The sequence below is a fragment of the Mycobacterium sp. IS-1556 genome, from assembly GCF_001499985.1.
GTDB lineage: Bacteria > Actinomycetota > Actinomycetes > Mycobacteriales > Mycobacteriaceae > Mycobacterium.
In genome coordinates this window covers 472480-485726 of sequence record NZ_LQIM01000001.1, presented here as the reverse complement: position 1 = coordinate 485726, position 13247 = coordinate 472480, and the positions used below count along the sequence as shown (strand labels likewise).

Genomic DNA, 13247 nt, shown 5'->3' with positions numbered 1-13247 from the left:
AGGCCGCGGACGTGGAGTCATTGCGTGACAAGGTTGCAGTCGTCACCGGCGGGGGCAGCGGCATCGGCCGCGCGGCCGCACTCTCGCTGTCCCGCCGCGGCGCATCGATCGTCGTCGCCGACGTCAACCCGGATCGCGCGGCTTCGGTCGCCGAAGAGATCCGGGACCAAGGTGCACGATCGATCAGCGTTCCGTGTGATGTGGCCGACGAGGACAGCTTCGAGTCGCTCAGGGATGTCGTGCTCGACCAGTTCGGCCGGGTGGACGTCGTGATGAACAACGTCGGCGTGCTCACCCGCGGTCTACCCGAGCACCTTCCGCTCACCGAATGGCAGCGCATCATGAACATCAACCTGATGTCCTACGTGCGCAGCAACATCGCCTTCTTGCCGACGTTGCTCGACCAGGGCAGCGGGCACATCGTCAACACCGCTTCCTTCGCAGGCCTTTTCACCTACTCCTACGACCGACTGCCGTACGCGGTGTCGAAGGCGGGCGTCATCCAACTCTCCGAAGGACTGCGGCTCTACCTGGCGCCGCGCGGGATCGGCGTGACGGTCCTGTGCCCGGGACCGGTGATCACCAACATCATCGAATCGCTTCCGCCGTCCTTCGGCCCCGAACCCGAGATGCGTGGGCCCGGAACGCAATTCGCACTACTGACGCCCGAGGAAGTCGGTGAGCAAGTCGCCGAGGCGATCCTCAGTGACACGTTCATGGTCTATACCCACCCGCAAGTGCGTGACGTCCTCGTAAGCCGCGCGTCGGACTGGAATGCGTTCATCGACGAACGGACACGCACCATATGACCCGCACAGACCGGGTGTTGGTCGTCATCAGGCGAGCAACCTTCTCGACCTGGAGGGGCCGATCACTTCAGGAGAGCTCGCACGCCGGCTGCGGCTGACCACTGGCGCGACAACCCGGGTGGTCGACCGGCTCGTGAAGGCGGGTCTCGCTCGCCGTCAGGACGATCCAGCCGATCGGCGCCGAGCGCTGGTCGCGCACACCGGTCACCGGCCAGCCGGTCTCGACGAGATACTCGCTCGCGTCCGTGAGCCGATTCAAGAGGCGCTGCAGGATTTCAGTACTGAGCAACTTGCGGGCGTCCAGCGCTACCTCGAGGTGGCTACGCGTGCTTACGCAGACGGCGCTCGCACGCTGTCCTAAGGTCTCTGCCCGCTGAGGACGGAGACGACCTTCTTTGCCGTTGCCTTGGCCGACGCGGGATTCTGTCCCGTCACCAGGCGTCCATCGACGACGGTGTACGAGACGAAGGGAAGCAGGCCCTTCTCATACCGTGCGCCGCGCTTCTTGACTTCTTCCTCGGCGTTGTAGGGCACCAGCTTGTCGACGCGGGCGAGGACCTCCTCTGACCAGGCGAATCCGGTCAGCTTGCGGCCATCGACCAGCAGCGATCCATCCGACAGTCGGGTATTGAGCAGACCGCAGTAGCCGTGACAGACCGAGGACACCACGCCGCCTTGCTCGAAGATCTCCCGGGTAATTCGTTGCAGACCTTCACTATCGGGGAAATCGAACATCACCGCATGCCCGCCGGTGAAGTAGATTGCATCGAAGTCCGCCGAGTCGATCTCCTCGGGCGAGGCGGTGTCGGCCAGCAGCGCCATCTTCCCTTCGTCGGCTTTCCAGGCCTTCGCGGTCTTGTCGTAGTTCGGAAATTTCAACGACCGCGGCTCCAACGGTGACGGCCCCCCTTTTGGGCTGACGATCGTCTGCTCGTACCCCGCTTCGGCGAACACGTGATAGGCGTGCGTCAGCTCCGAGAGCCACAGTCCAGTCGCCTCGGAGGGATCCTCATAGTGCGCGACGTTGGTGACGACGTCCAGGATGCGCTTGGTCATGCTCTAAGGATCACGCCGATCACTGATCGACACCAGTGTCTGGCGCTCCTTATTACGTGTCGCGGCCAGGTTGAGGATCAGTCACGGTCGTAGTGACACACGGCTTCCAGCATGATCCCGAACGGATCGAGCCAGAACGTCGCGTAATACGGCGGCGGGTACTCCGGAAAGAACCGCGGCGGATGGATCACGCTCCCGTTTCGTGACAGCACGTGGCGATGTACCCGATCGACATCGCTCCGCGTCTTCACCATGAAAGCCAAGTGCTGCAGACCGGTCCCCTCGCGCGAGTACGGCGTCGGCTGTGCGGCCGGATACAAGAACAGATACGTCCCGGGCTTTCCGCCGGCGGGCTTGTAGGCGCACTGATCATCCGCAGCGAGGAACACCTCAAAATCCAGCAACGGCAACAGTTCGTCGTAATACGCCTGCGCGCGTGCAAGATCCGTAACGTTCAGCCCAATATGACCGAGCACGCCTCGTATCGTGCCACAGCAATCGCCCAGCCAAAGGCGCACAACGTCGCGTCAATCAGGCCTCGTGTCCCGGTGTCAGGTCGCGAACGTCCGCGAAGGTGATCCAGTCGTCGAGTGCATCGGGCGATTCACCGGCCACGGGTTCAAGCAAGTGTCCGACGTGATCGCCGAGATCGAAGCGACGACGTATCGCCCCGACGAACCACGCATCGGCGTCGTCGAGAACCGGTAACCCTTCGGGCCCGCCGTGCCATGCGCAGCGGTCGAATTTGTTGACGCGATCGCCGGTCTCGCTGCCGAACAGCTGCGCCAACAAGAGCTGCCGGCGAGCTACCACGTGGACGGCCAAGTGTGTCGCGTTCCGCGCCACTCGAAATGTGTGGTTCTTCTTGGATAGGCCGATCATGAAACGGGGCGGGTTGATGCTGGTTTGACTGGCGAACCCGACCAGACATCCTGCTGTGTCGTCACCGGCGCGCGTCGTGACCAAAAACATCGGGTAGTCCAATCTCGCGACCAGTGCCTCGAACGACCCGCTTCCCGATTCCGACATCGTCAGCATTATCTCTGCCCCTACGTCCGTTGAGGGCGCAAATCAGCGAAGCGGCAAGGGGGAAGCCCGCTCGTTTCGTCACCCTCACTGATGAACGACATGCGCGCAGATAACAACGAGCTGGACTGCCTGCTCGCGGTCGGATCGCAAGGCAGATTTTCTCAGCCAATTCGGGGTGGAGGGTCCTCGTTGGATCGACCATGCTCTTCCCCGGCTGCGTCGAGAAGATGAGCGTACGGGTCACCGTCCGGCCCAACGTGTTCAGGCATCGGATAGTAGGTCTTGATCAGCAGGTTGCCGGCCTCATCCCACGCGAAAATCTCGATACTGTAGGCAGTCTGGACGTCGGGCTCAGTGCGGAAGACGTTCTCACACACCCATGCCATCTCGTCGCCATTGACCTGGACGGTGATCATCTTGATTCTCAGGATCGACTGGAACATGTCGAACGCGTCCGACGTGGCGGCCGCGACGCCGCGCTTCTCCTCGGTGCCGACCGGATCGAACATCCGCACCTCGCCTGGGCAGATGGTGCGCCACGACGCGACCCATTCGTCTTTCTTGCCGGCGTTCCACAGCTCAGCGTGCTTTGCGGCGTGCGCCAATCGCGCGCGCCGACTCGGAACGTTGCTCATCGTCTGCTCCATCAATGTTGGCGATACTGCGGTGGTAGAAAAATAACACGTGTAATCTTTTGGCGTGTCCGTCCGAAAGGTATCGCCGACGATGCACCACGTGGTGATCGCTGTAGCCGGCCACCGGATCGAGCGCACCGTTGCTCTGTTCACCGACCTGGGCTTCCGATTCTCCGAGTTCGAACTGGATGACGTGGGGCTGCGCGTGCTCCTGGACTGGGACGGCGGCGTCGAGTTGGTGACCCCACTCGAGGATCGATCCAGTCTGGTAGATGACTTCCTGGCGCGCCACGGAGACGGCGTGTACTCCCTGGTGGTCCGGGTCGCCGATGCGCCTAGCGCGGAAGCTATCGCCGCTCGGTACGGGGCAACGACAAAGTTTCGCCAACATCGCAAGGGTGAGGGCTGGACGCTCGACGAACTCGAACTGTCGGTACTCGGACTGCCCATCACCCTGCTGTCGACCGACCTTCCATGACCACAGAGACGAGTTTTGAAATGGCCGAATTACAAGGAAAAGTCGCGATTGTCACGGGCACGAGCCGAGGTGTCGGAGTGGGGATCGCGCACGAACTCCTTCGCGCCGGAGCGACGGTCGTCGGCTGCTCGCGTGCGTCACTGGACGCATTGCCCGGCACCGAGACCAACCCCGACTGGTCCGGCCGGTCCGCTCAAATGGTCTGTGACCAAGCGGATTACCAGGTAATCGACGCCTTAGTGAAACGAGTGGTCGACACCTACGGGCGCGTCGACATCCTGGTCAACAACGCCGGCGGGACCGTGCCCTCACCATCGGTGGACGCCGTGCCCAGTCTGGTCTCGCGCATCCAGGGCGCACCGACGAGTGACGACGAGTACGAACGCAGCGTGCTCTTCCACGCCTTCGCCGTGCAGATGAACCTGATCAGTCCGTTGTGGTTCGCGATCCGGGCGTACCGGCAGATGAAAACCCAAGACAGCACGGGTTGCATCATCAACATCTCCAGCGGAGCGAGCCATCCCGCCGGCTCCCCTACGCTGGTGTCCTACGGCGCGGCCAAGGCCGGCCTCAACCACATGACGCGATCGCTGGCCCAGGAATGGGGCCCGACAGTCCGAGTGAACTGTGTGGCGCTCGGGCCCACCATCACCGACAACTTCCGGTCCTTCGTCCTGCCCAAGGATGACCCGGGCGGCAAGAAATACTTCGACCCGATTCCCCTCAAACGCGGCGGCGAGCCTGCTGAGGTGGGACGCACATGCGTGTTCCTCGCCTCCGGCGCCGCTGATTACATCAACGGCACCACCATCGAGATCGACGGCGGCATGCTTCCCGGCGTCCTCTACGAAGCGGGACTCAAGACCATCACCGACCTACTCTGAAGGAAACACCGTGAGCCGCCGCATCATTCAATTCTCCACCGGCAACGTTGGTATCCACGCACTGCGCACCATCATCGGGCGTCCAGACCTCGAACTCGTCGGCGTGCACGCCGCGTCGCCGGGCAAGATCGGGCGGGACGCCGCAGACCTCTGCGGCCTGCCCAGTCCGACCGGAGTGATCGCCACGTCGGACATCGAAGAACTTGTTGCGCTGCAAGCGGACTGCGTCGTCTACACCTCCCAGGCCGAGACACGTCCACACGAGGCACTGGCCGACTTGATCCGCTTCCTGAGCACCGGGACGAACGTCGTCGGGACATCCTTCGTCTGGTTGGTCGCCCCCGACTTCACCGACGCATGGCTGCGTGAACCGCTTGAGCGGGCCTGTCACGACGGCAACTCAACGCTGTACGTCAACGGCATCGATCCTGGCTTCTCCGGCGACACCCTCGTATACGCAGCACTGAGCCTCGCCGGCCGGGCCACCGCGATCACCGTCCAAGAGATCTGCGAGTACGGCAGTTACGACGACGCCGAATTCACCGGTGTCAGCTTCGGTTTCGGTACCGACCCCAAACACGAGCCGATCCTCTTCGCGCCCGGAGTGCTGGCGTCGATGTGGGGAACCCAGGTGCGCAGCCTGGCCCGCGACCTCGGCGTGACACTCGACGAAGTGCGCGAACGGCACGAGAAATGGGTGACTCCCGAACCGGTCTCCACGACCATGATGGACGTCTCCCCCGGCCAGGTGGCCGCAGTCCGATTCGGCGTGGAAGGCATCCGCGACGGCGAGGTTGTCATCACCATGGAGCACATCAACAGACTCACCCCGGCCGATGCGCCGCACTGGACCTATCCGCCGGATGGCAGGCCGGGCGTGCACCGCGTCACCGTCGCCGGCGATCCCGGCATCACAATCGACACCCACGTCGGTGGATCCGGCATCGACCACAACATCGGCGGTGTTGTCGCCACCGCCGCGCGGGCCGTGAATGCCGTCGAAGCGGTGTGCCGGGCGCCCGCCGGCATCCTCGCCGCCCACAATCTACGACCGCTCGACCATCTCCGCGGCACCATGTGGTGACATGGGTCGCATGGCAGGGTCACCAGCACCCCGGCGGCCGCCGAGCGGCAACCAGGAACGCGCCGAACGCACCCGCCGAGCCGTCATCGACGAAACCGTGCGGTACATCCTCGACGAAGGTTTCGCGGCACCCAGCGTGCGTCGCATCACCGGGCGTGCCGGGCTCACCTGGGGAGTGGTGCAATACCACTTCGGAGACCTCGGCGGCCTCCTGATGGCGGTGGTCGACCAGGGACTCGCCGAACTCACCGACGCCCTCGAAGGTCTGCGTGAGCAGACCGTGAGCCTGCCCACCGATCGCCGCACCGAGCTGGTCGTCGACGCGATGTGGCAGGCGTTCTCCAGCCCGACATCCATGGCCGCGCTCGAAGTCCTCATCTCCACCCGCGCAGCGCGCGACAGTAAAGTCAACGCTCGATTGTCCGACACCATGCGACAATTCACCGAGCTCGGCAGGCATCTCGGCGAAGATCTGGACGCACCGCAGGCCATGGAGATCGGCAACCTCATCTGGGCGACGCTACGGGGAATCGTTCTCGCGCAGATGGTGTCACCTCAACCGCTCGACACCAGCAGAGACCGAAGAGCGCTCATTGATGTGCTCAACACCTACATCCGAGCACGGGGAGCGCACCGCGATGTCCGCAGCTGATTTCCGCCACGGGCGGGGCATGTGAACCGTCGGCACTGTCTCTCGTCGTGCGCAAATTCAGATGACGGCTTTCGTATGCCGCCCGGACGCGCAGCCTCCACACGACCCTCATCGTGTGCTCCTGGTTAGTGGTCGGGCGCTGTGTTTGTTCGCCGACGAATAGTGGCGCGACCCGTCAACGGACAGTCGGCACAGTTGTCTTGGTGCCGCGTGCGGTACCAAAGGCAGCAGCTGCGCCGTCGAACTTCGCTGTTGGCGGTTATGGCAAGCCGGTTGGCCAGCGGTGAGCGCGACAGTATCGCCGCGGTCACGGCGGTGAGTCGCACGTTGGGCCGTTTCTCGGTGACGATTTGAGGGGCCGAAACCAGCGCTGAGGCCGCGTTACCCCACAGCAGCCCGTCGGCAATCCGGACCACCCGGTGCAGCGCCGTGTGCAAGCTGCCCAGCGGGTGGGCGATCACCGCGTCGGCGATGAGGGCTGCCGCCTCGTCGACAGACACGGATGCGCAGTCCCATGCGCGTAAATCACCCATCGCCAATGCGATTGACCCGGGCGCGGTTATGACGAGCTCGAGTTCACGCGTGTCGATCAGCAACCCTGCGTGGTGCCACACTCCGAGCACCACCGACCAGCACCGGGCAGCAAAGCCGTACTGCAGTGTGGATGCCGCGACGCGTCCTTCGTCGGTACCGATGTCCTCTGCGACGTCACTGAGTAGCGACTGAAGCCGTCGCCGCTGATACATCTGCTGTGGCGGCAGCGGAATTCGGGTCGCATCGCGGTGCAGGGCGAAGTATGGGCCCAGCTCGGCGGCATTCGCCAGCGCCGTTTCGACCCGGCGCCGATCCGCCCACGGCTGCGCCCGTGTACGGCTATCCGTGCCGTGCGTCCGGTGACATTGGTTGTAGCCCAAGGTGGTCGACGTCCTAGCTGGCCGTCGCCGCCAGGCCGAATCCGGGTGTGTCGACGAGGTCGGCGAATTGCTCGGGATACAGGTTCGCGGCGAGCGCTTCGATTCCGTCGACGATACGAATACCGGGGTTGACCGCTTCCTGGGGCAACACGAGGAAGCGGTTGTCGCGAACCGCAGGCACCGTGCCGACACCGTCCATCGCCTTGAGCATCTCGATTTTCTGCTGCCCGGTCGGCCCGTCTCCGTAGTCGGTGACCGCGATCAACTCGGGGGCTCGCTGGACGAACGCCTCGAACGAGACGTTCTCCCACATCTCCTCCAGGTCGGCGAAGACGTTGACCGCGCCGGCCCGCTGGTAAAGCTGCGGGACGATCGTCAATCCTGCGCCGGTGCCCAAAGTGTCGGTGCCCCAGTCCCAACAGAACACCCGTACCGGCTCTGCGTCGGCCGGAATGCGGTCAGCGACCCGAACGAGCCGCTGCTGCCAGTGCGCGATCAGAGCCTCGGCGCGTTCGGGCACTCCGAAGATGGCGGCGATGGCACGCACGTCACCGAACCACTCGTCGATGGTGGCGGGGGCGAGCGTGTCGTCGACGCGTCGGCATGACTCGGACAGCACATAGCTGGGAATGCCCAACTCGGCGAGGCTGTCGGGGTTGATGCCTCCGGTATCGAATCCATAGTTCCAGCCCGCGAAGACGAAGTCCGGCGCGACGCCCAGCAGCGGTTCGAGAGCGAAGTAGTCGGGGCCGAGCGAGGTCGCGGCGGCATAGTCGTCGATGAACACCGCTAACCGCAGGCGCTCACCAGCGCCGGCATAGCCGGCCATTCGATCGGTCAGACCCAGAGCGAACATCAACTCGATCATGTTGTCGTCGTTAACGACAGCGCGGTCCGGCGCTTCGTCGAAGGTCACCGGCTCACCGCAGGAGGACACAGTTACCGGGTAGTGGTCCGGCGGCGTGTTGGCCGGCGGCCAGCTGAACTCGGCGGTGACGGGTGGCAGATCACCGGCAACAGTGATGCTGTGTTCACCCGACCGGGGCGGGTCTACAACCGCATTCGGTCCGTCGCCGGCGCAGCCGGTGATGGCGACCGCGACGGCGGCGAGCACCGGGCATATGGGTCGAATTCCGTTCATGGACAGTGCTCCTGGGTCGCGGTGGTAGATGAGACGGTGCTCGGAACTGCGTCCGGATCGTCAATGCCGTCGGGTGCAGACAGGAGCAGCCGCAGCGCTCCGGTGCGTGGGTGCCGGATGTGGTCGACGTGCACGCCGAACACCGGAAGCACGATCTCGTCGACGAGCACTTCGGCCGGGGATCCTGCGGCGACGACCGCTCCCTGCTGCAGGACGACGACGTCGTCGCAGAACTCGGCGGCGAGGTTGAAGTCGTGCAGCGCGGCGAGGGTGGTCACCCCGAGGCCACGAATAAGCCGCAGCAGGTCGAACTGGTGGCGCACGTCAAGGTGATTGGTCGGCTCGTCCAGCACCAGCACCCGGCAGTCTTGGGCCAGAGCGCGGGCCAGCAGCACACGCTGCTTCTCACCGCCTGACAACGTGGGCCAAGCCCGCTCTGCGAGGTCGGCGGCGCCGACGGTGGCCAAGGCGTCGACGGCGGCCGCACGGTCGGCCGATGAGGTACGGCTCAGTGCGCGCTGGTGAGGAATCCGGCCGAGCATCACCATGTCGGTCACGCTGAGTCCGACGTCCATCGGCGCTTCCTGCGCCACGACAGCCAGAGTGCGAGCGAACGCCCTCGGGTTCAGCGAGGTGGCGCGGACACCGCCGATGCTGATCTCGCCGCGCTCGGGGCGCAGCACCCGGTAAATCGCCTTGAGCAACGAGGATTTTCCGCTGCCATTCGGACCCACCAGCCCGACGAACCGGCCGGGTCCCACGTCGATGCTCAACCCGTCGATCAGCAGCCTGCCCCCGACCCGCACGGCGAGCTGATCGACGTTGACGTCTGCGGCGTCGCTCATCGAAGGCCGCCCTCCAGTCGGTCACGACGGGACATCAGGAAGAGAAACAACGGGCCGCCAACGATGGCGGTCAGAATGCCGACCGGTATCCCTTGCGGGCTGGCCAGCGTGCGCGCGGCCAGGTCCACCCAGATCATGAAGACCGCACCGAACAGCGCGCTGGCGATCAACACCGGTCGGTGCAATCCACCGACCAGCAGCCGCACGATGTGGGGCACCACCAGCCCGACAAACCCGACCGCTCCGGACACCGCAACCATGACCGCGGTCAACGCCGCGGTGGCCACAAACAACTCCAGGCGCACCCGCGCCACCGCAACGCCGAAGGTGACGGCGGCCTCGTCGCCGGCGAGTAGCGCATCCATCGGCCGGGCGCGGGCGACGAGCCACACGAGAACTAGTGCCAGCGCGATCGCCGGAATCGCCGATGTCGACCATCGCGCGCGCTCGAAACCCCCTAACAGCCAGAACAACACCTGCTGGGCGCCGCGCGGGTCGCCGAGAAACACCAAATAGCTTGTCAGCGCGGAGAGCACGTAACCGACGACCACGCCGGTGAGCACCAACCGCAGCGGACTGAGCCCGAGGCCGCTGCGCCTGGCGACCAGATAGACCATTGCCATCGACAGACAGGCGGTCGCGAACGCGGCTCCGCTCAGTCCCAAAGCGCCGAGCCCCAATGCGCTGCCGTACACGATGACGGCCGCCGCACCGATGGAGGCACCCGACGAGACGCCTAGCACGTACGGGTCGGCGATCGGATTGCGCACCAGCGCCTGCACCGCAACTCCCACCACACTGAGACCCGCGCCGACGAGCGCGGCGAGCGCAACGCGGGGAACCCTTAAGTCCCAGACGATTTGGACGATGTGCGAAGCTACCTCGCCGCTCGCCGATCCGAGCGTCTTCGCCCAGATCACCTCCACCACCGTTCCCGCAGGGATGCGTACCGACCCGATGCCGACCGCGATCACCGTCGAGGCGAGCCCCAGTACGAAAAGGCCAAACATCAACACGACGAACCACGTTGCCGACAGCGATCCCCTCGATGGTGATCGTGACGTGGAGGTGAGGTGGCGACACAGAGTGGCCGCCACTGGCGTCATGTCAGAACTGCAGGGCCGCTCGGCATTTCACGCATCGCCTGTCGACGGGCGATGAACCTTCGGCAATTTCGGGCACGCGTGTGCATGAGCGATCTCCGTCCCGGGGTTTCCACGCCCCGTCATCCCGGCCCGCGGCGGCGCAGTGTCCTGACTCCCGGATCACCGCTCGCCCCGCCCTTCCAGCCCGCAGGCCGTGGTCACGCGTGGGGTCCGCTCCCCGGTCACAGTGGCGGGACCGTGCCGGAATCACACCGGCTTCCTAGCCCCACCGCGGCTATAACCGCTCACACAATAACCCGTGCGCACAGGCCCTGTGCGGTGCCTCCGCTGCGCGGCCGCAGCTGTGATCGCGATCCCGGAGGGCGAAAGCGCCGCTCTCGCACGGCTTCGCGACACCGGCAACTCGCCCGGCGTGGCTACACCGTTAACAGGAGTCTCATTGTTAACATCCTGCCGTGGAGGGCCCGCCGGAGACATATAGCCTTCGGCGTTCATGCCCGGTCTCCCGGCGTGATGCATTGCGGTATGCCGCAGCCGCTTCGGCGCTGGTCGGGTTGGGTGCGGCATCGGCGAGTGTCGGCAGTCCGACCGCAGAGGCCGCCGCTCCAACTCTTATCGACTACGCCATGCGCCAGATCCCGGCCCAAGCCATCCGAGCCGCCGGCCACTCCGGGGTGATCAACTACGTATCCACGTCGCGGCCCGGCTCGTCCTTCGGCGCCAAGCCGATCACCCTTCCGTACGCCAAGTCCCTGACCGCCGCCGGTCTGGTCATCGTCAGCAACTACCAATACGGAAAGCCGGGCGGGACAGCACCATCGGACTTCACCCGTGGGTACGCCGGCGGCGTCGCCGACGCGCGTACCGCTTGGCAACTGCACACCGCGGCCGGTGGTGGCCGGAGCGCACCGATCTTCTTCAGCGTCGACGACGACATCGACCGCACGGCGTGGAACGATCTGGCGCTGCCGTGGTTTCGGGGAATCAACTCGGTGCTCGGCGCGCAGCGCACCGGTGTCTACGGGGGCATCAATACCTGCCAGTGGGCCGCGGCCGATGGTGTCATCGGGCGGTCAAAATCGCCCGGCCACGTCTGGGCGTGGCAGACGCGGTCCTGGTCGCGCGGTCAGATCTACCCCGCGGCGGTTCTGTACCAGCGCATCATCGACACCGCCTCGAATCCGGGACCGGTGGTCGGCGGCATCCGCGTCGACGTCAACGACGTCCTGGCCAGCGATTGCGGCCAGTGGAACCTACATCCGTGAGGGCAGGAATACAGCGCCGCGGTCGAGAGGGTGCGGCGTGACGCGACTCGTCGGTCAGCGGCGTGGTGTCGTGGTGACGTGCACGTGGTCAAAGTGACCGTAGCCCGATCCTGCAGGACCGCTCGGTGTGTAGTAGGTGCCGCGCCAGATCACATCTTGCAAACCGAATCGGCTCGCGTTGCTCATCATGAACGCGAGGATTTCGTCTCCGAGCGCGATGCCCTCGGGGCTTTCGGGATTGGGGATCATGATGTCGATCGCCAGGCCGCTCGGATGCCACGGCTTGGAGTCGGGGCGCACCCCGTCGATGTCGGCAATCTGGGGGAACCTGTGGCTGACGGCGCGGGCAGCCAGGATGGTGTTGGGCTGTAGGCCGGCCTCATAGGCGACTCCGACGGGCAGCGCCTCCGGGATGTCCGCGGGGGCCGCGGGTGGAGGGACAGCGGCAGGGGGAGGTTGGCCGGGCATCGCGTTGAGTAGGGGGTTGGCCGGAGGGGGCACAGCCTGCGGTGGCGGCGGTGCGGCCGCGTTGTCGACAGCCGCCTGTTGAGCGGGTGTCAACGCCGCGTACTGGGCCTCCGCGGCGGCGATCTGACGCTGCAGTTCTCTGAATTTTGCCTGCAGGTCTGCGCGCACTGCAGCAGACTTCTCCGCCGCGGCGCGGGCGTCAGCGGCCGATTTCTCTGAGGCGTTGGCGGCGACGGCCGCGCGCTCACGGGCTATTCGAAAGGCCTTCAACTGATCGGCCGTTACAGCGGCTACCGCCCGCTGCAGAGATAGCCCGTCGATCAGCTGTTGCGGGGAGCTTGCGGTCAGCAACGCCGCCCACTGGCCGGTGCGTCCACTCACGTACGTCATCGCCGCCACCCGGTCGGCCGCGGCTTGATGGGGAGCGAGCTGGGAGTTCGCGGCGTCGAGGGTTGCCTGGTCTGCGCGATGCCGGTCTTCGGCGGCGGTCAGGGCGGCCAGTTTTGCGGCGGCATCGCGTTGCGCGACTGTGACGGCTTCACGACTCTGCAGCGCCTGACGGGACAACTCGTCGAGCCTGGCCAGCGCGTCCGCCGCCGGGTCGGCATTTACGTCGCCCGCCAAGGACATGGCCAGCACCAGTACCGCGGCAGCAAACCCGCCCACTGTTCGTCGAAGAGAGTGGCCCGCCCGACTCATTCGGATTGTCAGGATCCTTCGTTGCAGGGACCGACCTTGGCCCGGCTACATGTGTCTCGGACAGGTTAGAAACTTGCAACGGCGATGTCTATTCGTCCCTTCAACGAGATCGTCCGTCGCGACCATCGGCACCAAGGCCACCCCCACTTGCTTCCGTTTTCACGCGCGTCAGTTGAGGGCGA

16 protein-coding genes and 1 riboswitch are annotated in these 13247 nt (G+C 65.2%); of the genes, 7 read left to right on the top strand and 9 right to left on the bottom strand.

Annotation, left to right across the window (positions count from 1 at the left end; genetic code table 11):
• Positions 1 to 11 precede the first annotated feature (11 nt).
• Both AU187_RS02345 and AU187_RS26105 read left to right on the top strand, forming a co-directional pair.
• Positions 12 to 809, top strand: a complete 798-nt coding sequence (locus tag AU187_RS02345; protein WP_059100416.1) for an SDR family NAD(P)-dependent oxidoreductase — start codon at positions 12 to 14, stop codon at positions 807 to 809.
• Positions 775 to 1170 (top strand): MarR family winged helix-turn-helix transcriptional regulator, encoded by a 396-nt coding sequence (locus AU187_RS26105; RefSeq protein ID WP_082683669.1) that lies wholly within the window; start codon positions 775 to 777, stop codon positions 1168 to 1170. Before AU187_RS02345 ends, AU187_RS26105 begins: the two co-directional genes overlap by 35 nt.
• Here AU187_RS26105 and AU187_RS02335 read toward each other — a convergent pair.
• The 4 genes from AU187_RS02335 to AU187_RS02320 form a co-directional block, all read right to left on the bottom strand.
• On the bottom strand, positions 1167 to 1865 hold the full coding sequence (locus tag AU187_RS02335; RefSeq protein WP_059100418.1) for a type 1 glutamine amidotransferase domain-containing protein: 699 nt from the start codon (positions 1863 to 1865) through the stop codon (positions 1167 to 1169). The two genes, AU187_RS26105 and AU187_RS02335, sit on opposite strands and share 4 nt — an antisense overlap.
• Positions 1866 to 1942: 77 nt before the next feature.
• A complete protein-coding gene (locus AU187_RS02330) occupies positions 1943 to 2341 on the bottom strand; it encodes a VOC family protein (RefSeq protein WP_059166201.1) in 399 nt (132 codons plus the stop codon).
• A gap of 55 nt (positions 2342 to 2396) precedes the next feature.
• Positions 2397 to 2894, bottom strand: a complete 498-nt coding sequence (locus tag AU187_RS02325) for a flavin reductase family protein (RefSeq protein WP_059100761.1) — start codon at positions 2892 to 2894, stop codon at positions 2397 to 2399.
• A gap of 161 nt (positions 2895 to 3055) precedes the next feature.
• The gene (locus AU187_RS02320; RefSeq protein WP_156425347.1) at positions 3056 to 3529 is read right to left on the bottom strand and encodes a hypothetical protein; all 474 of its coding nucleotides are present in this window, start codon (positions 3527 to 3529) and stop codon (positions 3056 to 3058) included.
• A 64-nt stretch (positions 3530 to 3593) separates the two neighbouring features.
• On the opposite strand from AU187_RS02320, the gene AU187_RS02315 reads away from it, so the two are divergent.
• The 4 genes from AU187_RS02315 to AU187_RS02300 are packed head-to-tail and all read left to right on the top strand — an operon-like array spanning position 3594 to position 6627.
• A complete protein-coding gene (locus tag AU187_RS02315) occupies positions 3594 to 4007 on the top strand; it encodes a VOC family protein (RefSeq protein ID WP_231740363.1) in 414 nt (137 codons plus the stop codon).
• A gap of 20 nt (positions 4008 to 4027) precedes the next feature.
• Entirely contained in the window at positions 4028 to 4891 is an 864-nt protein-coding gene (locus AU187_RS02310; RefSeq protein ID WP_059100422.1) for an SDR family NAD(P)-dependent oxidoreductase, read from the top strand.
• Positions 4892 to 4901: 10 nt separating this feature from the next.
• Positions 4902 to 5975, top strand: a complete 1074-nt coding sequence (locus AU187_RS02305; RefSeq protein ID WP_059100423.1) for an NAD(P)H-dependent amine dehydrogenase family protein — start codon at positions 4902 to 4904, stop codon at positions 5973 to 5975.
• 10 nt (positions 5976 to 5985) lie between these two features.
• On the top strand, positions 5986 to 6627 hold the full coding sequence (locus tag AU187_RS02300) for a TetR/AcrR family transcriptional regulator (protein WP_059100762.1): 642 nt from the start codon (positions 5986 to 5988) through the stop codon (positions 6625 to 6627).
• A gap of 125 nt (positions 6628 to 6752) precedes the next feature.
• Here the strand turns inward: AU187_RS02300 and AU187_RS02295 are convergent, their stop codons facing one another.
• Genes AU187_RS02295 through AU187_RS02280 form a run of 4 tightly spaced genes read right to left on the bottom strand, consistent with a single transcriptional unit; the run spans position 6753 to position 10537 of the window.
• Positions 6753 to 7541: a (2Fe-2S)-binding protein gene (locus AU187_RS02295; RefSeq protein ID WP_059100424.1), complete on the bottom strand. Its 789-nt coding sequence runs from the start codon at positions 7539 to 7541 to the stop codon at positions 6753 to 6755.
• 13 nt (positions 7542 to 7554) lie between these two features.
• Entirely contained in the window at positions 7555 to 8682 is a 1128-nt protein-coding gene (locus AU187_RS02290; RefSeq protein ID WP_082683670.1) for an ABC transporter substrate-binding protein, read from the bottom strand.
• Positions 8679 to 9527 carry an ABC transporter ATP-binding protein gene (locus AU187_RS02285; protein WP_082683671.1) on the bottom strand — a complete coding sequence of 283 codons (849 nt, stop codon included), beginning with the start codon at positions 9525 to 9527 and terminating at the stop codon, positions 8679 to 8681. The genes AU187_RS02290 and AU187_RS02285 overlap by 4 nt, the downstream gene beginning before the upstream one ends.
• A complete protein-coding gene (locus AU187_RS02280) occupies positions 9524 to 10537 on the bottom strand; it encodes a FecCD family ABC transporter permease (RefSeq protein WP_231740378.1) in 1014 nt (337 codons plus the stop codon). Before AU187_RS02280 ends, AU187_RS02285 begins: the two co-directional genes overlap by 4 nt.
• A 237-nt stretch (positions 10538 to 10774) precedes the next feature.
• Positions 10775 to 10894, bottom strand: a riboswitch (cobalamin riboswitch).
• A gap of 194 nt (positions 10895 to 11088) precedes the next feature.
• Between AU187_RS02280 and AU187_RS02275 the strand changes: the two genes are divergently transcribed.
• Positions 11089 to 11898 carry a DUF1906 domain-containing protein gene (locus tag AU187_RS02275; RefSeq protein ID WP_059100427.1) on the top strand — a complete coding sequence of 270 codons (810 nt, stop codon included), beginning with the start codon at positions 11089 to 11091 and terminating at the stop codon, positions 11896 to 11898.
• A gap of 54 nt (positions 11899 to 11952) precedes the next feature.
• On the opposite strand, the gene AU187_RS02270 is transcribed toward AU187_RS02275, so the two are convergent.
• Positions 11953 to 13065, bottom strand: a complete 1113-nt coding sequence (locus AU187_RS02270; protein ID WP_059100428.1) for a coiled-coil domain-containing protein — start codon at positions 13063 to 13065, stop codon at positions 11953 to 11955.
• Positions 13066 to 13247 lie beyond the last annotated feature (182 nt).

Excerpts from the sequence above, each read along its gene's own strand:
- AU187_RS02280 (WP_231740378.1), bottom strand. The coding sequence starts at position 10,537 with ATGTTTGGCCTTTTCGTACTGGGGCTCGCCTCGACGGTGATCGCGGTC.
- AU187_RS02325 (WP_059100761.1), bottom strand. The coding sequence starts at position 2,894 with ATGTCGGAATCGGGAAGCGGGTCGTTCGAGGCACTGGTCGCGAGATTG.
- AU187_RS02290 (WP_082683670.1), bottom strand. The coding sequence starts at position 8,682 with ATGAACGGAATTCGACCCATATGCCCGGTGCTCGCCGCCGTCGCGGTC.
- AU187_RS02320 (WP_156425347.1), bottom strand. The coding sequence starts at position 3,529 with ATGAGCAACGTTCCGAGTCGGCGCGCGCGATTGGCGCACGCCGCAAAG.
- AU187_RS02285 (WP_082683671.1), bottom strand. The coding sequence starts at position 9,527 with ATGAGCGACGCCGCAGACGTCAACGTCGATCAGCTCGCCGTGCGGGTC.
- AU187_RS02335 (WP_059100418.1), bottom strand. The coding sequence starts at position 1,865 with ATGACCAAGCGCATCCTGGACGTCGTCACCAACGTCGCGCACTATGAG.
- AU187_RS26105 (WP_082683669.1), top strand. The coding sequence starts at position 775 with ATGCGTTCATCGACGAACGGACACGCACCATATGACCCGCACAGACCG.
- AU187_RS02270 (WP_059100428.1), bottom strand. The coding sequence starts at position 13,065 with ATGAGTCGGGCGGGCCACTCTCTTCGACGAACAGTGGGCGGGTTTGCT.
- AU187_RS02310 (WP_059100422.1), top strand. The coding sequence starts at position 4,028 with ATGGCCGAATTACAAGGAAAAGTCGCGATTGTCACGGGCACGAGCCGA.
- AU187_RS02300 (WP_059100762.1), top strand. The coding sequence starts at position 5,986 with ATGGCAGGGTCACCAGCACCCCGGCGGCCGCCGAGCGGCAACCAGGAA.